Source organism: Streptomyces sp. NBC_00887 (assembly GCF_045207585.1).
In genome coordinates, this window is the sequence record NZ_CP108788.1 from 2,135,552 (window position 1) to 2,158,500 (window position 22,949).

Genomic DNA, 22,949 nt, shown 5'->3' on the forward strand with positions numbered 1-22,949 from the left:
ACGGGGCTACGGAGCGGCCGGCACGAGGACGTTGGCGCTGCGGCGGCCCGCCAGGTAGTCGGTGACGTTCTGCACGGTGGCTTCGATGATCTGTCCCACCGCCTCGCGCGTGTAGTACGCCTGGTGCGAGGTCACGATGACGTTCGGAAAGGTGACGAGCCGGGCCAGGGTGTCGTCGTCGACGCCCTCCAGGGACTTGTCGAGGTAGAACAGCCCCGCCTCCGCCTCGTACACGTCGAGTCCGACGCCGGTGAAGCGGCCGGCCCGCAGTTCGACGACGAGCGCCTCGGTGTCGATGAGGCCGCCGCGGCTGGAGTTGACCAGGATCGCGTCGTCCTTCATCACCGACAGGCTGTCCTTGCCGATGAGGTGGTGGGTGGCGGGCAGCAGCGGCACGTGGAGGCTGATCAGGTCGGCCTCGGCGAGGAGCTGCTCCCTGTCGACGTAGGTCATGCCGAGCGCGGTGCAGGCGGGGTTCTCCGCGATGTCCCAGCCCAGCAGATTCATCCCGAAGCCGTGGGCGATCCGGGTGAACGCCTCGCCGATCTTGCCCGTGCCGATCACACCGGCCGTGCGGCCGTGCATGTCCCGCCCGAGGAGCCCGTCGAGCCGGAAGTCGAAGTCACGGGTGCGGCTCACCGCGCGGACGATGTTGCGGTTGACCGCCATGGCGAGGGTCCAGGCGAATTCGGCGACCGAGTGGGGCGAGTAGTACGAGACCCTGGCGACGCGCAGTGCGAGGCGTTCGGCGACGTCCAGGTCGATGTTGTTGAAGCCGGTGGAGCGCTGGGCGATCATCTGCGTGCCGCCCGCCGCCAGGGTCTGCAGGACGGGGCCGCCGAGGTCGGCGTTGACACTGGTGGAGATGATCTCGTAGCCGGCCGCGATGGGGGCGGTGTCCTTGGTCAGGAAGACGTCCAGGCAGCGGACGTCGTGCAGGCCGGCGAAGGCCTTCTCGATCAGTGGCTTCTCGTCCGACTGCACACCGAATGCCAGGATTTCCACGACGTCTCCCGGGTTGGGGGTGGGGCCTGTCGTCGCGAATATACGGCCCGCACCCCCGGTGCGCCGGTCAGCCGAAGAAGACCCCGGCCTCCGCGTACAGGGCGGGATCGACGGTCTTGAGGCGGGCTGTCGCCTCCCTGATCGGTACGCGTGCGATGTTCGTGCCCTGCAGCGCCACCATGATGCCGAAGTCGCCGTCGTGCACGGCTTCGATGGCGTGCAGCCCGAAACGGGTGGCGAGCCAGCGGTCGAAGGCACTGGGTGTGCCCCCGCGCTGGACATGCCCCAGGACCGTGGTCCTCGCCTCCTTGCCCGTACGGCTCTCGATCTCCTTGGCCAGCCATTCGCCGACGCCGGAGAGCCGGACGTGCCCGAAGGAGTCGTGCGACGCGTCCTTGAGGACCATCTCGCCGTGCGCGGGAGCCGCACCCTCGGCGACCACCACGATCGGCGCGTAGCTCGCCCTGAAGCGGGAGCTCACCCAGTCGCAGACCTGGTCGATGTCGAAGCGCTGTTCCGGGATGAGGATGACGTTGGCGCCGCCGGCCAGACCGGAGTGGAGGGCGATCCAGCCCGCGTGCCGGCCCATCACCTCGACGACGAGGACGCGCATATGGGATTCGGCCGTGGTGTGGAGCCGGTCGATCGCCTCGGTCGCGATGCCGACGGCGGTGTCGAAGCCGAAGGTGTAGTCGGTGGCGGAGAGGTCGTTGTCGATGGTCTTGGGAACGCCGACGCACTTGATGCCGTACTCGTCGGACAGGGTCGCCGCGACGCCGAGCGTGTCCTCGCCGCCGATCGTGATGAGGGAGTCGACCTCGTACTTCGCGAGGTTCTCCCTGATCCGGCGGACGCCCTGCCCGGCGTACTCGGCGTCGAACGGATTGGTACGGGAGGAGCCGAGGATCGTGCCGCCGCGCGGCAGGATGCCGCGCACCGCCGGGATGGAGAGCGGTACCGTCTCGCCCTCCAGTGGTCCGCGCCAGCCGTCCCGGAAGCCGGTGAAGTCGTAGCCGTACTCCTGCACGCCCTTGCGGACGATGGCGCGGATGACCGCGTTGAGTCCGGGGCAGTCGCCGCCCCCGGTCAGTACTCCGACCCGCATGGAAGCATCCCTTCGCCGAAGTGAGCTCTCTACGGGTCACGCTAATGGTGATCCAGCTCACTCCGGGATGGGTCGGACAGTCAATTCCCGTGCGGTGGGCGGTGTTTGTTCCTGTCAGGCGTCGTCGAGGCCGGTCTCGATGGCGTACCGCACGAGCTCCACGCGGTTGTGCAGCTGGAGTTTGCCCAGGGTGTTCTGCACGTGGTTCTGCACGGTGCGGTGCGAGATGACCAGGCGTTCGGCGATCTGCTTGTACGAGAGTCCCTTGGCCACGAGCCGCAGCACCTCGGTCTCGCGTTCGGTGAGCTGCGGGGCCTTCGGCTCGTCGGAGGCGGCCGGGGCGGGGTCGGAGGCGAGCCTGCGGTACTCGCCGAGGACCAGTCCGGCGAGACCGGGGGTGAAGACCGGGTCGCCGGCCGCCGTCGCGCGCACGGCGTCGGTCAGCTCCTGGGTGCTGGCCGACTTGAGCAGATAGCCGGTGGCGCCCGACTTCACGGCCTCCAGCACATCGGCGTGCTCACCGCTGGCGGAGAGCACCAGGACGCGCAGCCCGGGGTGCGAGCCGACGAGCTCCTTGCAGACCTGGACGCCCGGCATGCCGGGCAGGTTGAGGTCCAGGACGAGGACGTCGGGGCCGGCCGCCCTGGCGCGGCGTACGGCCTGCGGGCCGTCACCCGCGGTCGCCACCACGTCGAAACCGGACTCGGCCAGGTCGCGGGCCACGGCGTCGCGCCACATCGGATGGTCGTCGACGACCATCACCTTGATGGGCCGCTCCTCGGATGCCTGTGTGTTCGGTGTACTCATCGGGCCGATCCTGCCTTCCCCCGCGAAACCTTCGGAACCTTCAACTCGACCTCGGTGCCCTGTCCGGGTACCGAGATCAGCTCTGCTGTGCCGCCCAGCTCGCGCAGCCGCCCGCGGATCGACAGGGCGACGCCGAGCCGCCCTTCGCCCTCCGCCTGGTCGAGCCTGCCCTCCGGGATGCCGGGCCCGTCGTCCCGGACCGTGACGATCACCTCGTCCGGCTCGTCCTCGACCAGGATCCACGCCTGCGCGCCCTGTCCGGCGTGGACCCGCACGTTGTCCAGCGCGGCGCTCACCGCGGCGGCGAGTTCACGCGCGGCGGCGGGCGCGAGCAGCACCGGGGCGCCGGGCTCCGCGAAGCTGACCCGGGAGCCCGCGTGCCGGGCGAGGAGGGTGCGCAGGTCGCATGCGGACCCGGACTCCTCGTCGTCGATGTCCACGTCCACGGTGCGGACCACCGCACCCTCGGCGGTGTCCTCGGAGACCCGGGTGGTGGGCACCAGTCCGCTGGAGACCAGAGTGCGCAGGGCGACCTCCTGCTCGCCCGCCATCCTGCCCAGCTCGGCGGCCTCGCCGCCGAGCGCCGAACCACGGCGCTGCACCATCGCGAGGACCTGCAGCACGCTGTCGTGGATGTCGCGGGCGAGGCGCTCGCGCTCACGGGTGGCGGCCTCGATCTCCAGGGCGCGGGCCAGGGTGCGCTCACTGGCGCGGGCGACCTCGACGACGTAGCCGATCGCTATCGACGCGACCCAGACCAGCAGGACGTTGTGGAAGGTGTCCCGGCTGGGCTCGCCGCGCTCGACGATGTTCGCGGCGGCGACGAGCGTGGAGGCGAAGGCCGCCCAGCGCCAGCCGCCCTTGAGCGCGAAGGCGAGGACCGAGCCCGCGGTCCAGATCGAGGGAAGGGTCGGGCCGTCGACGTGCTGGGCGCTGAAGTCGGCGAGCGGGGTCAGCAGGATCCCCGTCAGGGCGATGGCGAGGTCGATGCCGAGGAAGCGTTTGGTGCAGCTCGCGGCGCCCGCCACCCTGGGGAGGGTGGCCAGCGTCCAGATGCTCATGATCGCGAGGAAGGCGATGGCCACCCAGGGCCGGTCGTACGTCTTGTCGCGGAAGCCCGCGAGCAGCACCGCGTAGATCAGCGTCAGTACGCGGTACGCGGTGAGCGCACGCCACAGCGGCTGCTCGACCGACATCCGTACGACCCGCTCAATCCTGGCCATGTGCCCTCCCCCGTTTTCCTGCGTGTCCTGCTTTTCCTGCCCCGGACGGTGAACGACGCGGTTACGCGCCGGACCGTTCCGTCCCCTTCTGCTTCGCCTCTTCGGCGATCCGGCGCTTGGCCGCGGTCGCGTAGATGTCCACGTACTCCTGGCCGGAGAGCTTCATGATCTCGTACATGACCTCGTCGGTCACCGAGCGCAGGATGAAGCGGTCGCCGTCCATGCCCTGGTAGCGGCTGAAGTCGAGCGGCTTGCCGATCATGATGCCGGGCCGCACCAGCTTGGGCACCACCTGGCCCGGCGGCTGGATCTTCTCCGTGTCGATCATCGCGACGGGGATGACGGGTGCGCCGGTGGCGAGGGCCACCCGGGCGAGACCGCCGGGCTTGCCCCGGTAGAGCCGTCCGTCCGGTGACCGGGTGCCCTCCGGGTAGATGCCGAAGAGCCCGCCGCTCTCGATGACCTGGATGCCGGCCCTGATGGCCGCCTCACCGGCGCCGCGGCCACCGGAGCGGTCCACGGGGAGCTGGCCCACGCCCTTGAAGAAGGCGGCGGTGAGTTTGCCCTTCACTCCGGGGGCGGTGAAGTACTCCGCCTTGGCGATGAAGGTCACCTTGCGGTCGAGGACGGCCGGCAGGAAGAACGAGTCGGAGAACGACAGATGGTTGCTCGCGAGGATCGCCGGCCCCTGTACGGGGATGTTCTCCAGGCCCTCCACCCACGGCCTGAAGGCGAGCTTCAGAGACCCGCCGATGGAGAACTTCATTGCGCCGTAGATCAACTCGGATGCCTCCTGTGTGCTGTCCGTCCGACCTTAGCCTGTGAGGCCTCGGCATCTTCCGCCCGGCTTGTGACGGTGCTCCCGACCGGCTTGTGACGGTGCTCCCGACCGGTGCTCCCCGCCGCAGGGGCACCCCGGCCCGGCCGACGGCCGGGAGACGACGGCCGGAGACGACGTCGGACGGCGACGGCCCTGGTCGGTGTCGGTCCGGTCGCGTACGGTGAAGTAATCCTTTTGCACTCCCCTCGCACGCCCCCGTCCCGCTCATGAACAGGAGACCCCGGTGCCGGTCCTTCCTGGAGCCGAGCCGTTCCGCCACGAGGGCGGAGAGGTCGGCGTCCTTCTCTGTCACGGATTCACCGGATCGCCGCAGTCGCTGCGCCCCTGGGCCGACTACCTGGCGGAGCGCGGCCTGACCGTGTCCCTCCCGCTGCTGCCCGGACACGGCACGCGCTGGGAGGACATGGCGGTCACGGGCTGGCAGGACTGGTACGCGGAGGTGGACCGGGAGCTGCGCGTTCTGCTGGCCCGGTGCGAGCAGGTCTTCGTCTTCGGGCTCTCCATGGGGGGAGCGCTGTCGCTGCGCCTCGCGGCGAAGCACGGCGACGCGATCCGGGGCCTGGTCCTGGTGAACCCGGCGAACAAGGTGCACGGTCTGTCCGCGTACGCCCTGCCGGTCGCCCGGCACCTGGTGCGGACGACGAAGGGGCTGACCAGCGACATCGCGCTGGAGGGTTCCGAAGAGGTCGGTTACGACCGGGTGCCGCTGCACGCCGCGCATTCGGTCCGGAAGTTCTTCCGGCTGGTCGACGCCCAACTGCCTCAGGTCACGCAGCCGATCGTGCTGCTGCACAGCCCGCAGGACCATGTCGTGCCGCCGGCCGACTCGGCACGGATCCTCAGCCGGGTGTCGTCCAGGGACGTCGAGGAGATCCTGCTGGAACAGAGCTACCACGTGGCGACGTTGGACCACGATGCGGAGCGGATCTTCGATGAGAGCTACCGGTTCATCGGCCGCCTCGCACCGAGCGTCGGTAGGAAGGGGAGCACGTCCGGTGGCTGAGCACGACGCGGAGCGAGCAGGCAGTGACGAGGAGCGCGAACCGCGCCCCACGGAGGGGACGGCCGTCCCCGAGGGTACGGAGGAGGCCAGGCCGCTGGACGAGGCCGCGGCCTGGGAGGCGATCGTCGCCGGATACGGCGAGGAGCCGCCGGACCCGCCGGGCGCCAAGCCGTTCAAGTCCATCGACGACCTCGCCCTGCTGGAGGACGACCAGCTCAACACCCTGCCCGGTACGGACACGGGCGCGGGTGACGACGCGGACAAGGGTGCGGGCAAGAAGGCACCCGGCAAGCCGCCGGAGAAGAAGCCGCTCGGCAGTTCGGTGGTCTTCGCTCCCGGGGTGGCGGGTCCGCGCGACTACGACGTGGTGGAACCCCAGGACGGCGACGTCGACGATCCGGACGACAGCGAGGAGGGGCATTTCGTCCCTCCGGAGCCGCCGCCGCTGCCCGAGGCCGATGTGACGGCGAAGTTCGCCTGGCTCGCGGTCGTCGGCGGCCCGGTGCTGATGCTGGTCGCGGTGCTGCTGCAGTGGGACATGACGTGGTGGCTCACGACCCTCTGCATCGGCGGCTTCCTGGGCGGCTTCGCCACCCTGGTGGCCCGGATGCCCCACGACGAAGACGGGGACGACGACCCGGGGCGCGGCGCGGTCGTCTGACCGCGACGGGCCTTCAGCCCCCCGCGGGCACTCTGAGGGCGGCCAGTACGGGCAGATGGTCCGTGGCCGCCCGCAGGTCCGCCTCGACGACTCCGGGCAGGCCCGCCGGAACGCCGCACCCGAGCACCTCGATGCCGTCCGACGCGAAGACCGCGTCGATGCGCTTGACCGGTGCGTGGGGCGGGAAGGTGTACTCGCCACCCCAGGGGCGTACGGACCGGCAGTCCTGGAGCCGTCCGGCAAGCCGCCGGAACGCCCGCCCTTCCGGCACGTCGTTGAGGTCTCCCGCCACGACGGCGTGCGGGACGTCCATCGCGTCGAGCTGTGCGAGCAGGAGTTCCGCCTGGGTGCGGCGCTCCTCACGCTGCAGGCTGAGATGGCAGCTCACGACCCCGAGCCTGGCCCCCGCGATCCGTACCACCGCCGTGGCCAGGCCCCGTCGGTGAAGTCCGGGGGTGAGCGGCAGCAGGACGTCCTCGGTGCGTTCCGCTGTGGCGCGCAAGGAGCACAGCAGCAGCGGTCCTGCCGCGGGGGCACCGCCGCCGAGGATCACCAGGTCGGTCATGGCCGCGAGCCGGGCCGCCGCCTTGCGCCAGCGGAAGAAGCGCGGGGCCTCCTGGACGCACACCAGGTCGGGTGCGCAGGCGCGGATGACGCGGGCCAGCGCCTCGGTGTCGTCGCGCAGCGAGCGGACGTTGTAGCTGAGCACCCTGATGACGGCCGAACCGTCCGGCTCGGTACGGGAGTCGGGCAGCGGCATCGGCGTCGTGACCATGCGAAGCACGATACGACGGACGCCCGTCGCTCCCCGTGGGGCGCGACGGGCGTCCGTCGTCGTGGTGCTTGTGGGCTCAGCCCTGGCGAGCCAGGTCGGCCGCGCCCACCAGGCCTGCCTTGCCACCCAGTTGGGCCGCGAGAACCTGGGCGTGCGGACGCCACTCGCCGCCGATCAGCCAGCGCCGGAACGACTTGCGGATCGGGTCGAGGACCAGTTCGCCCTCGTCCGAGACGCCGCCGCCGACGATGAACGCCGACGGGTCGAAGAGCGACGCGAGGTCGGCCAGTCCGGCTCCGGCCCAGCGGGCCAGCTCACGGAACGAGTCGACGGCCACCAGGTCGCCCTGTCGGGCGGCCTCGCTGATGTGCTTGCCCTCGATGCCGTCGACCGTGCCGTCGCCGAGCGACAGCAGTATCGCGGCGTTCTCCGGGGTGGCGTTGGCACGCTGCTTGGCGTACCGGACGAGTGCCCGCCCGGATGCGTACTGCTCCCAGCAGCCCTGGCTTCCGCAGCCGCAGAGCAGGCCGTCCGGGACAACCCGGATATGACCGAATTCCGCCGCTACGCCGAAGCGTCCCCGGCGCAGCTTGTTGCCGATGATGATGCCGCCGCCGAGCCCGGTACCGAGCGTGATGCAGATGACGTCGTCGTGCCCCTGGCCGGCACCGAAGCGGTACTCGCCCCAGGCCGCCGCGTTGGCGTCGTTCTCGACGACGACCGGCAGGCCGACGCGCTGTTCGACCTTGTCCTTGAGCGGCTCGTGGCGCCAGTTGATGTTCGGAGCGAACAGCACGGTGGCGCGCTTGTCGTCCACGTATCCGGCTGCGCCGATGCCGACCGCCTCGACTTCGTGTCCCTCGCTCGCCCCGGCCACGGCCGAGCAGATCGCGTCGACGATGCCTTCGGCCGTCGGCGGGGTCGATACCTTGAACATCGAGAGGATCCGGCCCTCTTCGTCGACCACTCCAGCCGCGATCTTCGTGCCGCCGATATCGACGCCGATGGTGAGTCCCATGAATCCCTCAGTTTCGGTCGAGCCCCGCTACGGCCAACCGTACCCGAGCCGGGGACGGGTATTTCCTGCCCACGGTCAGTCCAGGTCGATGTGTTCGCTGCCGCCGGGGCCCTCGTCACGCGGGTCCGAGGGGTCGTCGGCGGCCTTTTTCGCCGGGCCCGGGGTACTTGTCGTCCTACCTGTCGAGCCTCCGGCGCCCTCGGTGCCGCGGGTCCAGCGGCCTTCCTGGCCCTCGACCGCGGAACGGTAGGCGGCGAGAAGTTCGTTGCCGGCGGCGGCGAGATGGTCGAAGACGTCCGGATTGCGCTCGATGACCGGCTCGACCGCGGACTTGGCCTGCCGGATCACCTGCTGGACGGTGCCCTGGGCGGCCATGCCGAGCAGCGGTGACTGGAGCGAGGTGACCTTGTCGGCCACCGCGTCGATCAGCTTGCGTAGCTCCTCCGCGGCGGATCCGGGCTGCGGCCCGTGCTGGGCCCGCCGACGGGCCTTCTCCGCCTCGAGGTCCTCGGCGCAGGCCTCGGCCCACGCATCGTCGTCGACGGGACGATCGGTGGCTTCACTCATGGCGGACTCCTGCGACGCGGTTGCCTGTGGTGGCCCCACGGGCCACGTACTACCGACGTTACCCGAACGGTGGTACGCCGTTCATCGTGTCCTCGGCCAGAGCCCGGGGTCCGGCGTGAACCGGACACGCAGGACGCCGTCGGTCAGCGCGGCCCCCGAGACGGTGCAGCGGCGCAGCGCGGGCTCCAGGCGCACGATCCGGTGGAACGCACCCACGGTGAGGAGCAGTTCGTCACCGCGCCGGACGAGCCGCAGCTGCTCCTTGACGGCTCCGGGCAGGGGCAGGCACCAGACGAGGACGCCGTCGCCCCCCTCGCCACGGGTGTCCTCCGTCCACGAGGGGTCACCGGCACGGCCCGGTGTCCGTTCGTCGGGTGCGCAGGCCCCGCCCAGGAGGGCGAGGTCGTCGAGGCCCTGCGGGTCACGCCCGAGGTGGGCCACCTCGGTCACCGGGGTCCCGGGGGCCCACACCTGGTGCCAGCGGTCCAGGCTCTTCTCCTGCTGGGCGGCGAGACCGGCGAACCAGGGGTCGGACGAGTGCCGGGGCAGGATGCGGTTGGCCACGAGGGTGTCGACGCGCAGTCCGTGCAGGGCCAGTCCGGTACGGGCGGCGCCCAGGGTGTCCTCGGCGGCCGGCCCGGGTTCGGCGACCAGCCGCACGGTGGTCGAGCTGTCCTCGATCAGTGACTGGACCGCGGCGAGCTCGGTGTCCTTGCGGGCGGCGGCCTCGTACAGCCACTGCGCCGGCATGGGGACGCCGGCGAGCTGGGCGAGCATCGGGCGCAGCGCGCGGGCTGCCTGGCGTTCCTGGGGCAGGAGGCGGCGCAGGTAGCGGCGCAGTTGCCCGGGCAGGGCGAGCAGGGCGAGGGCGTCGGCCAGCGGGGGGAGGTCGACGACGAGGACGTCGTAGCCGTCCTTCGACCAGTCGCCCTCGGCCGCGCGGCGCAGGGTGTGCAGGAGGGCGAGCTGGGCGCTGCCGGGCAGCTCGGTGAGCTCCTCACCGTCCAGCCGGCCCGCGCCGAGCAGGTCGAGCGCTCCGGACGCCCGGTCCTGCAGGGCGACGAGTTCGCTGCGGAAGTGCTCGCCGGAGTCGATGCGGGCGTGGTGGAGCCCGTGGGTGACCTCGTTGGGTCCGGTGCCGGCCGGGAAGCCGGGTACGGCGTCCGAAGAGATCAGGAGGGTGCGCCGGCCGCTGCGGGCCGCGGCCAGTGCCGTCGCCGCGGCGACGGTGGTACGGCCTGCGCCGCCGGGGCCGGTGACGAGGACCGTACGCACGTGATCAGGCCTTCGGGACGGACTCGACGCGCTTCTTCAGTCCGGCCAGGGCACGGTCGATGATGACCTTCTCGGCCTTGCGCTTGATCATGCCCAGCAGCGGGATCTTGACGTCGACGGCCAGCCGGTAGGTGACCTCGGTGCGGTCGCCGCCGACCGGGGCCAGCGCGTAGCTGCCGTCGAGGGCGCGCAGCATCTGGGACTTCACGAGGGTCCAGCTGACCTCGTTCGCGCCGTTCCAGGTGTAGGCGAGGACGTGGTCGTCCTTGATCGCTCCGGCGTCCAGAACCAGCCGGACCTGCTCGGCGCGGCCGAGCTCGTCGGTGGCCAGGATCTCGGCCTCCTTCACCTCGCCGGTCCATTCCGGATAGCGGGCGAAGTCGGAGATCACTCCCATGACGTCGGCCGGTGCCGCCTCGATCGTGATGCTCGAGCTGGTGTGTTCAGCCATCGCCGTGGCCCTCCAGTGCGGTGTACCGGTCGCGTTCGGCAGAGGCCTGCCGTGTGCAGGCTATCGCGTACCCGGCGTCGCCCCGTCCACGCCCCGGCCGCCGGCCCCGACCCGCGGTCCTCACCACTCCAGGGCCCAGGGCCGCCCGGTCGACGCGAAGTGGCCGACGTTGACGCACTCCGTGACGCCGATCCGCATCCGGCGTACCAACGGCTGGTGAACGTGGCCGAAAATCGCGTAACTCGGGCGGGTGCGGTGAATGGCGTCCAGGAGCGCGCGGCTGCCGCGCTCGAAGCGGCGGGCCACCGTGTCGTACGTCAGCTCGGGCACCTCGGGCGGGATGTGCGAGCACAGGACGTCCACCGGGCCGAGGGCCTCGACCTTGGCGGCGTACTCCTCGTCGCTGATCTCGTACGGGGTGTTCATGGGGGTTCTGAGGCCGCCTCCGACGAACCCGAAGACCCGGCCGCCGATCTCGACGCGCTCGCCGTCCAGGACCGTGGTGCCGGGGCCTGCGAACTCCGGCCAGAGAGCGGGCACGTCGACGTTGCCGTAGGTGGCGTACGTCGGGGTGGGAAGGACGGCGAACAGCTCGGCGTACTGCTTGCGCACGGCGCCCAGGATCGCGGCGTTGCGGTCCCTGCCCGCCCACAGGGCGCGGCCGAATTCGCGCGCCTCCTCGAAGCGGCGTGCGGTGCGCAGTTCGACGATGCGGTCCGCGTTGTCCTTCCCGAACAGGTCCGGGAAGATGCCGCGCGAGTGGTCCGCGTAGTCGAGGAAGAGAACGAGGTCCCCGAGGCAGATCAGGGCGTCCGCACCGTCGCCGGCGCGTGCCAGCGCCTCCGTGTTGCCGTGCACGTCACTGACCACGTGCACACGCGTACCGCGGGTGGCGGTTGCGTCTCGACCGTCCGGTCCCCTGGCTCGCATGGAGATCACCCTAGGTTCTCCGCACCCGCGCTGGGTAGGGCCCACCGGACCTGCGGATACTTCCGGGTCGTGACAGGGGTGGACTAGTGTGCACCCAAGGACCACTTATATGTGTGATGCATAAGACATCTGGCCGGAACCCCCTATCCGGAACCGAGTACTGATGGGTAACGTCCCGCCAGTCCAGTCGTGCTCACCCCACTGAGCATCTGCCAGTCTTGGACCGATCCGGTGCGTCACACAGAGCCGTGGAACCGGAGCCCGATGAGGAGCAGCAGTCTTGCGCGAGTTCAGCCTTCCGGCCCTGTACGAGGTCCCTACGGACGGCAACCTGACGGATCTCATCCGCCGCAATGCCGCTCAGCATCCCGATGTCGCGGTGATGAGCCGCAAGGTGGCCGGAGTCTGGACGGACGTCACGGCCACCCGGTTCCTGGCTGAGGTCAGGGACGCCGCCAAGGGTCTGATCGCGGCGGGCATCGAGCCCGGCGACCGGGTCGCCCTCATGTCCCGCACCCGCTTCGAGTGGGTCCTGCTGGACTTCGCCATCTGGAGCGCGGGCGCGGTCACCGTGCCGGTCTACGAGACCAGTTCCGCCGAACAGGTCCAGTGGATACTCGGCGACTCCGGTGCGGTCGCGGTCGTCGTGGAGAGCGACGCCCATGCCGAGTCCGTCGCCTCGGTGCGCGACGCGCTCCCCGGGCTGCGGCACGTGTGGCAGATCGACCGGGGCGCGGTCGGCGAGCTGACCGCCTCGGGCACCGGCGTCTCCGACGAGACCCTCGATCTGCGCATGGTGAGCGCCAAGGCCGACGACCCGGCCACCATCGTCTACACCTCGGGCACCACCGGCCGCCCCAAGGGCTGTGTGCTGACGCACCGCAGCTTCTTCGCGGAGTGCGGCAACGTGGTGGAGCGGCTGAAGCCCCTCTTCCGTACGGGTGAGTGCTCCGTCCTTCTCTTCCTGCCCGCCGCGCACGTCTTCGGCCGCCTGGTCGAGGTCGCCTCGGTGATGGCGCCGATCAAGCTCGGCTGTGTGCCGGACATCAAGAACCTCACCGACGAACTGGCCTCGTTCCGCCCGACACTGATCCTCGGTGTGCCGCGGGTCTTCGAGAAGGTCTACAACTCGGCGCGCGCCAAGGCGCAGGCAGACGGCAAGGGCAGGATCTTCGACCGGGCGGCCGACACGGCGATCGCGTACAGCCGCGCGCTGGGCACGCCGCAGGGCCCGTCGGTGGGCCTGAAGGTCAAGCACAAGGTCTTCGACAAACTGGTGTTCAGCAAGCTGCGGGCGGTGCTCGGCGGTCGCGGTGAGTACGCGATCTCGGGCGGCGCGCCGCTCGGGGAGCGGCTCGGCCACTTCTTCCGCGGCATCGGCTTCACGGTGCTGGAGGGCTACGGCCTCACCGAGACCTGCGCGGCCACGGCCTTCAACCCGTGGGACCGGCAGAAGATCGGTACGGTCGGCCAGCCGCTGCCCGGCTCGGTCGTGCGCATCGCCGACGACGGCGAGGTGCTCCTGCACGGCGAACACCTGTTCACGGGGTACTGGAAGAACGAGGCGGCGACGGCCGAGGCACTGGCCGACGGCTGGTTCCACACGGGCGACATCGGCACGCTCGACGAGGACGGCTATCTCGCGATCACCGGCCGCAAGAAGGAGATCATCGTCACGGCGGGCGGCAAGAACGTCGCCCCGGCCGTGATCGAGGACCGGATCCGCGCACACGCCCTGGTGGCCGAGTGCATGGTGGTCGGCGACGGACGGCCGTTCATCGGCGCCCTGGTCACCCTCGACGAGGAGTTCCTCTCCCGATGGGCCGAGGAGAACGGCAAGCCGGCCGGTTCGACGGCGGTGTCGCTGCGCGAGGACGCCGATCTCCTGGCCGAGGTGCAGCGAGCGATCGACGACGGCAACGCGGCGGTGTCCAAGGCGGAGTCGGTGCGCAAGTTCCGCATCCTGGCCCAGCAGTTCACGGAGGAGGCGGGCCACATCACGCCGTCGCTGAAGCTGAAGCGCAACGTCGTGGCGAAGGACTTCGCGGACGAGGTCGAGTCGATCTACCGCGCCTGAGCACACGACGAGGCCGTAGGCACGAGGCCGGCCGCACGACAGGGCCGTACACATGACGAGGGGCCCGCACCACGACGGTGCGGGCCCCTCGTCTCGTCGTACGCGCTCAGAGCAGCGTCTTCAGCTCCTCCGCGAGCAGGTCCCAGCGCCACTTCTCCTCGACCCAGGCCCTGCCCCGCTCCCCCATCCGTCGGCGCAGCTCGGGATCGCCGAGAAGGGTGACGATCCGCTCGGCGGAGTCCTCGGCCGAACCGCCCCGCACCACCCACCCGGTCTCGCCGTCGAGCACCGCGTCGGGTGCGCCGCCCGAGTCGCCCGCCACCACCGGCAGCCCGGTCGCGGACGCCTCCAGGTACACGATGCCGAGGCCTTCGACGTCGAGCCCGCCGCGCCGGGTGCGGCAGGGCATGGCGAAGACGTCGCCGGCGCCGTAATGGGCGGGCAGTTCCTCCCACGGCACCGGTCCGGTGAAGCGCACGGAGTCCTGGACGCCCGTCTCGGCGGCCAGCTTCTTCAGCTGCCCCGCGTACGGGCCGCCGCCGACGATCAGCAGGACGGCGTCCGGCACCCGTGCCAGGATCGCGGGCATGGCGAGGATGAGGGTGTCCTGGCCCTTGCGCGGGACGAGCCGCGACACACAGACGACGACGGGCCGGTCCGCGAGCCCCAGCCGGGCCCTGACGCGGTCCCCGCCCGAGGACGGGTGGAAGGTCGACTCGTCGACACCGGGCGGCAGCTGGACCATGCGGCCCGCGGCCTCGGGCGTGAGGGCCGCGGCGATCCTGGAGCGGGTGTACTCGCCGAGGTACGTGATCGTGTCCGTGCCCTCGCCGATGCGGCGCAGCAGCTGCCTGGACCCGGGCAGCTGGGCCCAGCCCGCCTCGTGCCCGTGGGTGGTCGCCACGATGCGGCGTGCTCCGGCCCGGCGGAGCGCGGGTGCCATCAGGCCGAGGGGGGCCGCCGCGCCGAACCAGACGGAGGAGCATGCGTGTTCGCGCAGCAGCCGGACCGCCTGCCGGGTGATTCGCGGGGTGGGCAGCAGCATCGTCGTGCGGTCGCGCACGACGGTGAAGGGCTGTTCCGCGTCGAAGGCGGCGGTGGCCTCCTGGCCCTCCGCGCCGCGCTTCCAGGTGGAGGCGTAGACGACGAGCCGGCCGGGGTCCACGCGCAGTGCCATGTTGTGCAGGAAGGCCTGGATGCCACCGGGGCGGGGCGGGAAGTCGTTGGTCACGATCAAGGTCTTGTCCATCGCCGCCGACAGTACCGGGCTGCCGACCGGCCCTGCTTGACGGCTCCCGCACATCAGGCAACGGCATCATGACGGTTATGCGTCTGCTCCTCGCCACCTGGATCCTCACCCGAGCGGCGCTGCTGCTCTGCGTCTTCAAGGTGTTCACGGTGCCGGGCCCGGACGTCACGAGCGATGTCTCGGTGATCTACCACGGCTGGTACGAGGTGCTCCGCGCCGGTTCCTACCCGCTGGACGACGTCACCTGGCAGTACCCGCCCGCCGCCGCGCTGGCCGTGCTCGCCCCGGCGCTGCTGCCCTTCCTGGAGTACGCGTCCGCCTTCTTCGTCCTGGTACTGGCGTGCGACGCCCTGGTGGTTCTGCTCCTGCCGCACGCGTCCGGCCGGCCGGGTACGCGCGCCGCGGGTGCCTGGGTGTGGGTGGCGGGTGTGCCGCTGCTCGGGCCGACGGTGTACGCCCGGTACGACCTGGTGGTGACGGCCGTCGCGGTGGCGGCGCTGCTGGCCGGGGTGCGCCGCCCGCGGGTCCTGGGGGCGCTGGCGGCGTTCGGCGCGCTGATGAAGGTGTGGCCGGTCCTGCTGCTGGTGGGTACGGCCCGGGGGCGCGCCACGCGGCTCTCCTGGTCGGCCGCGGCGGTGACGGCCGGCGGGCTCCTCCTGGCGGCCGCGGCGGCTCTGCCCGGCGCGTTCGCGTTCCTGACGTTCCAGCGGGACCGGGGGCTGGAGGTCGAGTCGCTGGGGGCGCTGGTCTTCCACCTGGCGCGGCAGTTCGGCTGGGAGGGCCGGGTGGAACTGCGGTACGGCTCGATGGAGTTCGCCGGTGCCCACGTCGGGCCGGTGAGCACGCTGGCACTGGGGCTGAGCGCCCTCGCCCTCGGCTGGCTGCTGGTGTGGCGGCTGCGGGCCCGCACGTTCGCGGTGCACACCCCGGCGGACGCGGCGTTCACGGCGGTGCTGCTGTTCACCACGACCAGCCGTGTCATCAGCCCGCAGTACATGGTGTGGCTGGTCGGTCTGGCCTCGGTGTGCCTGGTGTTCCACGGCAGCCGGATGGCCCCTCCGGCGTGCCTGGTCCTGGTGGCCACCGGCGTCACCCTGCTGGAGTTCCCGCTGGGGTTCGCGCATGTGGTGGCCAGTGACGCGGAGGGCGTGACGCTCCTCGTCGTACGCAACGGCCTGCTGGTCGCGGCGACGCTGAGCGCCGGGCGGCGGCTGTGGCGGGGGACGGTGCCGGGAGTGCGGACCGGGCGCGAGCGGCTCAGCCGAGCCGCTCGCGCAGATACTCCCGCCAGCGCACCGTGAAGTCCTCCGGAGTCGTACCGAGCACCGTCTGCATGGCCTGTTCGACCGCCCCGTCCCGCCCGGAACGGGCCCCGACGGCCTTGTAGAAGGCGATCAGCTTCTCCTCGCCCCAGTCCTGCGCGATCAGCTCGCAGGCCAGCCAGCCGCCCTCGTACGCCTTCGCGAGGGTGGCCGCGTCCCCGCCGAATCCGAAGTCCTCGTCCACCGGCAGCCGGGCGGGCAGTTCGGCGCGGCGGACCGCGCCGGTCAGCTCGGGTGCGATCTCCTCGGCGGTGCGGCTCTCCTGCCGGTAGGCGGCCCGGTCGGCGAAGCCCTCGGAGAGCCAGACCGGTGTGGCCGCGGAGGTGTGGGCCCTGGTCGCCACGTGGGCGGTCTCGTGGGTGAGGACGACCCTCTGGCCGAACTCGCCGAGCATTCCGTACGCCTGCGGATTGACGATCACCCGGTCCGCGGGCGCCCGGCCCTTGCCGCCGACCTCACCGGTGGTGACGGCCGCTATGCCCCGGTAGCTCGCCACGGGTGAGCCGAGGAGGCCCGCCATGTCCTCCACGGATTCCGGTACGAGCACGACCACCCGCTCCGCCCAGGGCTCCGGCCAGCTGCCGGAGACGGCCGGCACGGCCCGGTCCGCGGTGTCCGCGATCCGGCGCAGTTCCCGCTCGCGGCGGCCGACGCCGAGGACGAGGCTGTGCGTGCCGCGTACGACCTGGACGTCGCCCTGCTGCCACAGCAGCCCCGGAGCGTCCTCGTCGGCCCGGTCGGCGGCGATGTACCAGGTCCCCTCCTCGCCGCGGCGCACCAGTTCCACCGTGCGGGCGGAGGACATCGGGGCGTTGTCGTAGCCCTTGAAGCGGTAGCGCAGCTCGACGTCGGCGGTGACCCGGCCGGAGCCCTCTTCGGTCACGTCTTTCACCCTGTACGCCCAGGACTCCAGGGGTATCTCGGCCAGATTCTCCAGTTCGGTGCGCTGGGCCGCCCGGAACGACGTGGCCCGCGGGTCGAGCGAGGCCAGGTAGGCGTCGGTGTCGTGCCCCATCACCGCGGCGGCCCTGCGGTCCAGGGTGGTGCCTATCTCCCGGGCGGTGGGGCCGGCTGCGGAGTCCTGCGGCACGGAGCAGGCGGACGCGAAGAGCAGCCCGGCGAGCACGGCGCCCGCCGTGCTCCGTGTGCGGGTGCGTCCCCGCCGCGCGTTCCGCGTCCGAACAGCCATCCTGCCGATCGTACGGTCAGACGCGGGTCACCGAGGAGACGGGCATCACGCCGACGGGGTCGTAGCGCACCGGGGCGCCGGGGTACGGGGCGTGGATGACCTGGCCGTTCCCCGCGTACATGCCGATGTGGCTCGCGTCGGCACGGTAGGCGACGAGGTCCCCGGGCATCGCCTCCCCGAGCGGCACCATGCGGCCCGCGTTCCGCTGGGCCTGGGAGGTCCGCGGCAGGCTGACCCCGGCCTGGGCGTACGCCCACTGCGTCAGCCCGGAGCAGTCGAACGCGGACGGGCCGTCGGCGCCCCACACGTACGGGCTGCCGAGTGCCTGCCGGGCCGCCATGAGAGCCGCCAGCGCGCGCGGGGAGGCGGCACCGGGAGGAGGAAGCGCCTCGTGCCCGGCGGACCGCGAAGCGCGGCCGAGGCTCTCGCGGTCCTCGGCGGGCAGTGAGTGCAGCAGCTGCCGGGCCCGGGCCAGCTTGCCCTCGACGGTGCGCTTGTGCCGGGTGACGGCCGCGCTGTTGCGCTCCAGCCCGGCGAGGGCGCCGGTGGCCTCGGCACGGGTCTGGGCGATCCTGCGCTGGGCCTGCCGGAGCTTGTGCAGCAGCACGGCCCTGCGGTCTCCCAGCCGGTCCAGGGCGGCGGCCCGGTCCAGGAAGGTGTCCGGGTCCGAGGAGAGCAGCAGCGCGAGGGAAGGGTCGATGCCACCCGAGCGGTACTCCGCACCCGCCATGGAGCCGAGGGCGGTCCGCATCCGGTTGATGCCCTCCTGGGCGCGGGCCGCCGCGTCCTGGGCCCTGTCCACCTCGCCGCGCAGCAGGTCCACGTTCTCCCGGGCCTTGTTGAACTGCTCGGTGGCGCGCTCGGCCTCCCCGTACAGCTGGTCGACCCTGGCCTTCGTGCTCCCCCGGGTGTCCTGCGGTTCTGCGCCCGCCGGGGCTGCGCCGAGGGTGGCCGCCGCGGTGGCTGCGGCGGCCGACAGGACGGTGGCCCGGATGCCCCGGGTGGGGCCGGGCCGGGTGGGACGGCGATGCGACACCACAGGAAGCCGCACTCCCTTCCGCTGTACGCAGATGTGCGCAGCCCCTGCCGCCCTGGAGGGCGGACCGACGACCGGGAGCTGCACGACAGCGCAGACAGTAACCGGACGACTACGGAGCGACCAAAGGCCGCGCCCGGGCGCGAGAAGGGGACAAACAGCGCCGCCCCGCCGGTGACCTGTCGGTCTCCGGCGGGGCGGGGCTCAGCGAAGGGTGTGGCGATTCGCCCGTTCGGGCGTCAGATCCGCACGCCGAACTGGAAGGTGCCCATGTAGTCCATCGACTCGTAACGGACCACGGTGCCCGGCTTCGGGGCGTGCAGGATCTGGTTGTTGCCCGCGTACAGGCCCACGTGCGAGGTGTTGTTGAAGAAGACCAGGTCGCCCGGCTTCAGGGCGCTGCGGCCGATCCGGACACCGTCGTTGATCTGGGTGTACGTGGTGCGGGTGATCTGGACGCCGGCCTGGGCGTAGGCCCACTGGGTCAGACCCGAGCAGTCGAACGAGTTCGGGCCGGTGCCGCCGGAGACGTACGGCTTGCCCTGCTGCGTGGCGGCGGCCCGGAGGGCGGCGCCGCCGAGAGCCGACGCGGGGACCTCGTTGCCGAGGTTGACGCGCTCACCGGCGGCGCGGCTGGCGCGCTGGTCGTCCGCGGCCATCTTGGCCCGCTCGGCGGCGGTGAGGGTGTTCAGGAGCTTCTGGGCGTCGGCGAGCTTGCCCTGGAACTTCTTCTTGTTCTCACCCAGGGTCTCGCGGACGTCGGCGAGGTCGCCGAGCTTCGCCTGCGCCTCCTTGCGCTGCTGCGCGAGGGTGCGCTGCTTGGACTGGATCTTCTGCAGCGACTCGGTCTGCTTGGCCGTCAGCTGGTCGAGCGCCGAGGCCTGGTCGAGGAAGGTGTCCGGGTCCGAGGCCAGGAAGAGCTGGACGGACGGGTCGATCCCACCGGAGCGGTACTGCGCGGTGGCGAGCGAACCGAGCTCACCGCGCATGGTGTTGAGCTCGTCCTGGCCGCGGGCGACCTTGTCCTGGATCGCGTCGACCTGCTTCTTGAGCTTGTCCTGCTGCTCCTTGGCCCCGTTGTACTTCTCGGTGGCGGCCTCGGCCTCGTGGTAGAGCTTGTCGACCTTCGCCTTGACCTCGTTCTTGGTCGGCTTGGGGTCGGCGTGGGCCGCCTGGGAAGTCAGGGCCACGGCCGCAGCGGCGGTCGCGGTGAGCACGGTCACGCGGGTGCGGCTCGGCTGCTTGGGACGACGGTGGGACGCCACGAAGGCGAGCTCCTTCTTCCTCGAGCCGCCTACCGGGCTGTGGGGGACTGAATCCCCGGCTCCGTGCACTCACGGACTCGGCGGTTCCTTCGCTGCCACCCCTGGTGGGTGATCAACCGTGCGAAGGTTCGAGGCCTGACCCTAGTGACCATCCTGTGATCAGTTCAAATCCTCACAAGAAAAATCTCGTCACACCAGGCACTTCTTTACTTTCATCACACCGCGTGTAGTGGCGACTTGACGGTACGTTCCCAAAATCCCGGCAAGTCGTACATGCCGCACATGTCGAACTAGACGCGCGAAAGGCGCTTCAGGAGCAATGCGGACGCGACAGGCCGGGCTCCCGCCTTCGCCACACCGTCGGCCACTTCGCGGTCGGTGGACACCACCACGACGGGCCTGCCCGGCGGTTCCGCGCGGGCCAGCTGCCTGATCAGCTCGTCGGCCGTCACCCCCGCCTTGCTGAACAGCACACGCACCCCACGCGGCGGCGCGAGCAGGACGGGTGCGGCCAGTTCGGCCCCGTCGAAGACACAGGTCATCTCGGCGCCCGTCTGCGCGGCGAGGACCGAGAGGCCGCCCAGGAGCCGCAACCGCTGCTTCTCCAGCGGCATCTGCGGATAGCCGGTCTTCGTGACGTTGTAGCCGTCGACGATCAGATGCGCCTGCGGCAGCGCGAGCAGCTGGTCGAGCAGCGCCGGATCCGTCTCCGAAAGGGCCCTGGCCGCAATGTCCTTCGGTGACATGCGGCCCGGCTCCACCGCCTCGACACTGTCGGCCGGGCGGATCGACGAGGGCGGCAGCGCCAGTTCACGGCGGAGTCCCTGAGCCGCGTCGAGCACGGTGTCCAGGAGCAGCCGCAGCCGCATGTCCTCGACGGAACGCCCTTCCCTGGCCGCCCGGCGGCTCGCCTCGACAGAGGTCTCCGCCTCGGCCAGGCGCGCCTTCAGCCGCCGGGACTCGCTCTCGGCGGCGGACACCTGGGCGGCCGCCTCGGCCCGCACGGTGTCCGTCTCGGCGCTGCCCCTGCGCAGGGCCGCCTCGCCGCGCTTCACCTCGCTGAGGGCGCTGCGCAGCTTGCGCTGCAGGGATTCCGCGTCCTTGCGGGCCGCGTCCAGTTCCGAACGCAGCCGCTCGGTCTCGCTCCTGGTGTGGCTGCGGGCGTGGGCGAGCTCCTCGCGCAGCCTCTCCAGCTCGCGCCGGGTCTCCTCGTCCACGCGCTCGGCGTCGGCCCGCTGGACCTCTTCGCCCGCCGCGGCCACCAGTTTGACCCAGCCGGCCGGCCGCAGCACGTACGCCGCCGCGGCCACGTCGACCGGATCGGCGGCCGCGGGCGGCGCGCCGGACTCCAGCGCCGCGGCCAGCTCCGGCTGGCCCTGGCCGATCCGCTCACCGATGCGCCGGCGGAAGACCGGGTCGCTCTCGAGGGCGGCCGCCATCGCGTTGCCCGCGAACTTGGCGCGCCTGGTCGGGGTGAAGCGGGCGTACTGCCGGAGCTGAGGGGGAAGTTCGCCGACGGTCAGGCCGCCGAAGGCGTCGGAGACGAGCGCCACGACCCTGCGGCGCACGCCCTCGGGCAGCGGACGGTCGAGCGACTCCGCGGCGCCGTCGGCCGCGTCGGCCGGTCCGGCGCCGCCTGTCGGCTGCTCCACCATCCATCACCCCAATATGTCTGTCCGCACGGCCCCGTCAGGAGTCGGCACCCGGCCTGTCGACCAGCTCGATCTGGTCCACCGCGTTGCACCAACGGCAGCGCACCGACTCGATGGTCTCACTGACCACCTCCCGCTCCTCGACACTCGACTCCCCGGCCAGGTCGAGGTGGACGTACTCCACGACCTTGGAGGAGCGCGTCACATCGAAGCGGGTGAGATTGCCGCAGAGCGTGCAGCGCCAGCGGGTCCCGTCGGTCGGCGTGGGAACCGTCGTCATCGTTGCGTCCTCTTTCGTCGAGTCTCGTACTGCCCAGGTCTTCGATCTCGCGGTGCGCCGTCGAACTGCGCATGTCCTGCGGTAACCCTACGGCCTTGCGTTTCCCCGTCGACACGGCGAGGCGATCTGTCACGTTCTCCGCCGGTGCGTCATGCTCTGTACGTGATCGATTGGCGGGATGCCGGGTGGCGGGAGCGGGCCAGGGAGTTCGGGGCCGCGGCCTCGGCGGGCGGCGCACCGGTCACCTACGGCCTCATCGCCGTCTGTTCCGCCGTGTTCCTGATCAGCCCGCTCTCAGGGTTCAACCCGGCCTACGGCACGGCGGACGCCCTGCTCGCCGCGCAGGCCGGGTACTTCGAGCGGTGGGGAGTGATCCCCAGCGAACTCCTGGACGGCTCCGCGCACGCGGCCCTCACCCCGCTGACCGCCCTCTTCGTGCACGGGAGCTGGCTGCACCTGCTGGGCAACATGCTGTTCCTGTACGTGTTCGGGGCCATGGCCGAGGAGCGCATGGGCCGGGCCGAGTTCGTCTTCTTCTACGTCTGCTGCGGCTATCTGGCCCTGGTCGTCTACGCGGTCGCGCACTCCGGATCCGACCAGACGCTGGTGGGCGCGTCGGGGGCGATCTCGGCGGTGCTCGGCGCGTTCCTCTACCTCTTTCCCCGCGCCCGGGTCACCAGCCTCTTCCCGTTCCTCTTCTTCCTGCCGCTGCGCTTCCCCGCCTGGATCGTGCTCGTCTTCTGGTTCGCGCTGCAGTGGCTGGCGGCGCAGGGCGCGGGCAGCGGCCCCGGCGTCGCCTACCTCGCCCATGTCGCGGGCTTCGCGGCCGGGTTCCTCTACGCCTGGGGGCGTTACCGGGGTGGGGCTAGAGTGAAGTCTCCAGCCACGGCCACCGAGGGAGAAAGCCAGCCGTGATCACCGCGATCGTGCTCATCAAAACCAGCGTGGACCGGATTCCCGAGATCGCCGAGGCCGTCGCCGCGCTGGACAGCGTCAGCGAGGTCTTCTCGGTCACCGGTACGTACGACCTGATCGCCATGGTCCGGGTGGCCAAGCACGACGATCTGGCGGATGTCATTCCCGGCCGGATCAGCAAGATCCCCGGTGTCGAGGGCACCGACACGCACGTGGCGTTCCGCACGTACTCGCAGCACGACCTCGAGGCGGCCTTCGCCATCGGGCTCGACGCGTAGGACGACCGGACGGCGTACGGCTTCG

General features: G+C 71.3%; 23 protein-coding genes. 6 read left to right on the plus strand and 17 right to left on the minus strand.

The genetic code is table 11. The features are described 5' to 3' along the window. Nucleotides 1-6: 6 nt before the first annotated feature. From OG844_RS09735 to OG844_RS09755, 5 genes are all read right to left on the minus strand, one after another. Complete coding sequence (locus OG844_RS09735) at nucleotides 7-1,005, minus strand: 2-hydroxyacid dehydrogenase (protein WP_406389488.1); 999 nt, start codon at nucleotides 1,003-1,005, stop codon at nucleotides 7-9. A 67-nt stretch (nucleotides 1,006-1,072) separates the two neighbouring features. Next, entirely contained in the window at nucleotides 1,073-2,110 is a 1,038-nt protein-coding gene (locus OG844_RS09740) for a 6-phosphofructokinase (RefSeq protein ID WP_406389489.1), read from the minus strand. A gap of 114 nt (nucleotides 2,111-2,224) precedes the next feature. After that, nucleotides 2,225-2,917, minus strand: a complete 693-nt coding sequence (locus OG844_RS09745) for a response regulator (RefSeq protein ID WP_406389491.1) — start codon at nucleotides 2,915-2,917, stop codon at nucleotides 2,225-2,227. Next, a complete protein-coding gene (gene macS / locus OG844_RS09750) occupies nucleotides 2,914-4,140 on the minus strand; it encodes a MacS family sensor histidine kinase (protein ID WP_406389492.1) in 1,227 nt (408 codons plus the stop codon). Before macS ends, OG844_RS09745 begins: the two co-directional genes overlap by 4 nt. A gap of 61 nt (nucleotides 4,141-4,201) precedes the next feature. Next, entirely contained in the window at nucleotides 4,202-4,921 is a 720-nt protein-coding gene (locus OG844_RS09755) for a lysophospholipid acyltransferase family protein (protein ID WP_406389493.1), read from the minus strand. A gap of 283 nt (nucleotides 4,922-5,204) precedes the next feature. Here OG844_RS09755 and OG844_RS09760 point away from each other — a divergent pair, with 283 nt between their 5' ends. Together OG844_RS09760 and OG844_RS09765 are read left to right on the plus strand one after the other, a co-directional pair. Next, the gene (locus tag OG844_RS09760) at nucleotides 5,205-5,984 is read left to right on the plus strand and encodes an alpha/beta hydrolase (RefSeq protein WP_406389495.1); all 780 of its coding nucleotides are present in this window, start codon (nucleotides 5,205-5,207) and stop codon (nucleotides 5,982-5,984) included. Further along, nucleotides 5,977-6,645, plus strand: a complete 669-nt coding sequence (locus OG844_RS09765) for a hypothetical protein (protein WP_406389497.1) — start codon at nucleotides 5,977-5,979, stop codon at nucleotides 6,643-6,645. The genes OG844_RS09760 and OG844_RS09765 overlap by 8 nt, the downstream gene beginning before the upstream one ends. A gap of 13 nt (nucleotides 6,646-6,658) precedes the next feature. Here the strand turns inward: OG844_RS09765 and OG844_RS09770 are convergent, their stop codons facing one another. The 6 genes from OG844_RS09770 to OG844_RS09795 all read right to left on the minus strand — a co-directional run bounded on the left by OG844_RS09770 (nucleotide 6,659) and on the right by OG844_RS09795 (nucleotide 11,661). Continuing rightward, nucleotides 6,659-7,420 carry an endonuclease/exonuclease/phosphatase family protein gene (locus OG844_RS09770; RefSeq protein ID WP_406389498.1) on the minus strand — a complete coding sequence of 254 codons (762 nt, stop codon included), beginning with the start codon at nucleotides 7,418-7,420 and terminating at the stop codon, nucleotides 6,659-6,661. A 76-nt stretch (nucleotides 7,421-7,496) separates the two neighbouring features. Beyond that, nucleotides 7,497-8,438: an ROK family glucokinase gene (locus OG844_RS09775; RefSeq protein ID WP_351180584.1), complete on the minus strand. Its 942-nt coding sequence runs from the start codon at nucleotides 8,436-8,438 to the stop codon at nucleotides 7,497-7,499. Between the two features lie 75 nt (nucleotides 8,439-8,513). Further along, nucleotides 8,514-9,005, minus strand: coding sequence for a DUF5304 domain-containing protein (locus tag OG844_RS09780; protein ID WP_406389500.1), 492 nt, complete (start codon nucleotides 9,003-9,005; stop codon nucleotides 8,514-8,516). 81 nt (nucleotides 9,006-9,086) lie between these two features. After that, nucleotides 9,087-10,280: an ArsA-related P-loop ATPase gene (locus OG844_RS09785; protein WP_406389501.1), complete on the minus strand. Its 1,194-nt coding sequence runs from the start codon at nucleotides 10,278-10,280 to the stop codon at nucleotides 9,087-9,089. Between the two features lie 4 nt (nucleotides 10,281-10,284). Continuing rightward, the gene (locus OG844_RS09790; RefSeq protein WP_351180593.1) at nucleotides 10,285-10,731 is read right to left on the minus strand and encodes an SRPBCC family protein; all 447 of its coding nucleotides are present in this window, start codon (nucleotides 10,729-10,731) and stop codon (nucleotides 10,285-10,287) included. Nucleotides 10,732-10,851: 120 nt separating this feature from the next. Next, complete coding sequence (locus tag OG844_RS09795) at nucleotides 10,852-11,661, minus strand: metallophosphoesterase (RefSeq protein WP_406389502.1); 810 nt, start codon at nucleotides 11,659-11,661, stop codon at nucleotides 10,852-10,854. A 280-nt stretch (nucleotides 11,662-11,941) separates the two neighbouring features. On the opposite strand from OG844_RS09795, the gene OG844_RS09800 reads away from it, so the two are divergent. Continuing rightward, complete coding sequence (locus OG844_RS09800) at nucleotides 11,942-13,738, plus strand: AMP-dependent synthetase/ligase (RefSeq protein ID WP_406389503.1); 1,797 nt, start codon at nucleotides 11,942-11,944, stop codon at nucleotides 13,736-13,738. A gap of 106 nt (nucleotides 13,739-13,844) precedes the next feature. Here the strand turns inward: OG844_RS09800 and OG844_RS09805 are convergent, their stop codons facing one another. Next, nucleotides 13,845-14,987, minus strand: coding sequence for a glycosyltransferase family 4 protein (locus OG844_RS09805; RefSeq protein WP_406389505.1), 1,143 nt, complete (start codon nucleotides 14,985-14,987; stop codon nucleotides 13,845-13,847). Between the two features lie 77 nt (nucleotides 14,988-15,064). Between OG844_RS09805 and OG844_RS09810 the strand changes: the two genes are divergently transcribed. Then, the gene (locus OG844_RS09810; RefSeq protein WP_406396066.1) at nucleotides 15,065-16,288 is read left to right on the plus strand and encodes a glycosyltransferase 87 family protein; all 1,224 of its coding nucleotides are present in this window, start codon (nucleotides 15,065-15,067) and stop codon (nucleotides 16,286-16,288) included. Here OG844_RS09810 and OG844_RS09815 read toward each other — a convergent pair. The 5 genes from OG844_RS09815 to OG844_RS09835 form a co-directional block, all read right to left on the minus strand. Continuing rightward, nucleotides 16,245-17,498 (minus strand): hypothetical protein, encoded by a 1,254-nt coding sequence (locus OG844_RS09815; RefSeq protein WP_406389506.1) that lies wholly within the window; start codon nucleotides 17,496-17,498, stop codon nucleotides 16,245-16,247. The genes OG844_RS09810 and OG844_RS09815 overlap by 44 nt on opposite strands. Nucleotides 17,499-17,514: 16 nt before the next feature. Then, nucleotides 17,515-18,537 (minus strand): NlpC/P60 family protein, encoded by a 1,023-nt coding sequence (locus tag OG844_RS09820; protein WP_406389507.1) that lies wholly within the window; start codon nucleotides 18,535-18,537, stop codon nucleotides 17,515-17,517. Nucleotides 18,538-18,773: 236 nt separating this feature from the next. Next, nucleotides 18,774-19,799 carry an NlpC/P60 family protein gene (locus tag OG844_RS09825; protein WP_406389508.1) on the minus strand — a complete coding sequence of 342 codons (1,026 nt, stop codon included), beginning with the start codon at nucleotides 19,797-19,799 and terminating at the stop codon, nucleotides 18,774-18,776. A 290-nt stretch (nucleotides 19,800-20,089) separates the two neighbouring features. After that, nucleotides 20,090-21,451: an NYN domain-containing protein gene (locus OG844_RS09830; RefSeq protein WP_406389510.1), complete on the minus strand. Its 1,362-nt coding sequence runs from the start codon at nucleotides 21,449-21,451 to the stop codon at nucleotides 20,090-20,092. 37 nt (nucleotides 21,452-21,488) lie between these two features. After that, nucleotides 21,489-21,731 carry a hypothetical protein gene (locus OG844_RS09835; protein WP_329211905.1) on the minus strand — a complete coding sequence of 81 codons (243 nt, stop codon included), beginning with the start codon at nucleotides 21,729-21,731 and terminating at the stop codon, nucleotides 21,489-21,491. A gap of 162 nt (nucleotides 21,732-21,893) precedes the next feature. On the opposite strand from OG844_RS09835, the gene OG844_RS09840 reads away from it, so the two are divergent. Next, nucleotides 21,894-22,646 (plus strand): rhomboid family intramembrane serine protease, encoded by a 753-nt coding sequence (locus OG844_RS09840; RefSeq protein ID WP_356413741.1) that lies wholly within the window; start codon nucleotides 21,894-21,896, stop codon nucleotides 22,644-22,646. Then, nucleotides 22,643-22,924: an Lrp/AsnC family transcriptional regulator gene (locus OG844_RS09845; protein WP_123470113.1), complete on the plus strand. Its 282-nt coding sequence runs from the start codon at nucleotides 22,643-22,645 to the stop codon at nucleotides 22,922-22,924. Before OG844_RS09840 ends, OG844_RS09845 begins: the two co-directional genes overlap by 4 nt. Nucleotides 22,925-22,949: the final 25 nt, after the last annotated feature.

What these genes read in the sequence shown, in the direction of transcription:
- OG844_RS09810 (WP_406396066.1), top strand. Translation starts at nt 15,065, where the DNA reads ATGCGTCTGCTCCTCGCCACCTGGATCCTCACCCGAGCGGCGCTGCTG.
- OG844_RS09745 (WP_406389491.1), bottom strand. Translation starts at nt 2,917, where the DNA reads ATGAGTACACCGAACACACAGGCATCCGAGGAGCGGCCCATCAAGGTG.
- OG844_RS09790 (WP_351180593.1), bottom strand. Translation starts at nt 10,731, where the DNA reads ATGGCTGAACACACCAGCTCGAGCATCACGATCGAGGCGGCACCGGCC.
- macS (WP_406389492.1), bottom strand. Translation starts at nt 4,140, where the DNA reads ATGGCCAGGATTGAGCGGGTCGTACGGATGTCGGTCGAGCAGCCGCTG.
- OG844_RS09770 (WP_406389498.1), bottom strand. Translation starts at nt 7,420, where the DNA reads ATGGTCACGACGCCGATGCCGCTGCCCGACTCCCGTACCGAGCCGGAC.
- OG844_RS09740 (WP_406389489.1), bottom strand. Translation starts at nt 2,110, where the DNA reads ATGCGGGTCGGAGTACTGACCGGGGGCGGCGACTGCCCCGGACTCAAC.
- OG844_RS09795 (WP_406389502.1), bottom strand. Translation starts at nt 11,661, where the DNA reads ATGCGAGCCAGGGGACCGGACGGTCGAGACGCAACCGCCACCCGCGGT.
- OG844_RS09780 (WP_406389500.1), bottom strand. Translation starts at nt 9,005, where the DNA reads ATGAGTGAAGCCACCGATCGTCCCGTCGACGACGATGCGTGGGCCGAG.
- OG844_RS09805 (WP_406389505.1), bottom strand. Translation starts at nt 14,987, where the DNA reads ATGGACAAGACCTTGATCGTGACCAACGACTTCCCGCCCCGCCCCGGT.
- OG844_RS09775 (WP_351180584.1), bottom strand. Translation starts at nt 8,438, where the DNA reads ATGGGACTCACCATCGGCGTCGATATCGGCGGCACGAAGATCGCGGCT.
- OG844_RS09815 (WP_406389506.1), bottom strand. Translation starts at nt 17,498, where the DNA reads ATGGCTGTTCGGACGCGGAACGCGCGGCGGGGACGCACCCGCACACGG.
- OG844_RS09835 (WP_329211905.1), bottom strand. Translation starts at nt 21,731, where the DNA reads ATGACGACGGTTCCCACGCCGACCGACGGGACCCGCTGGCGCTGCACG.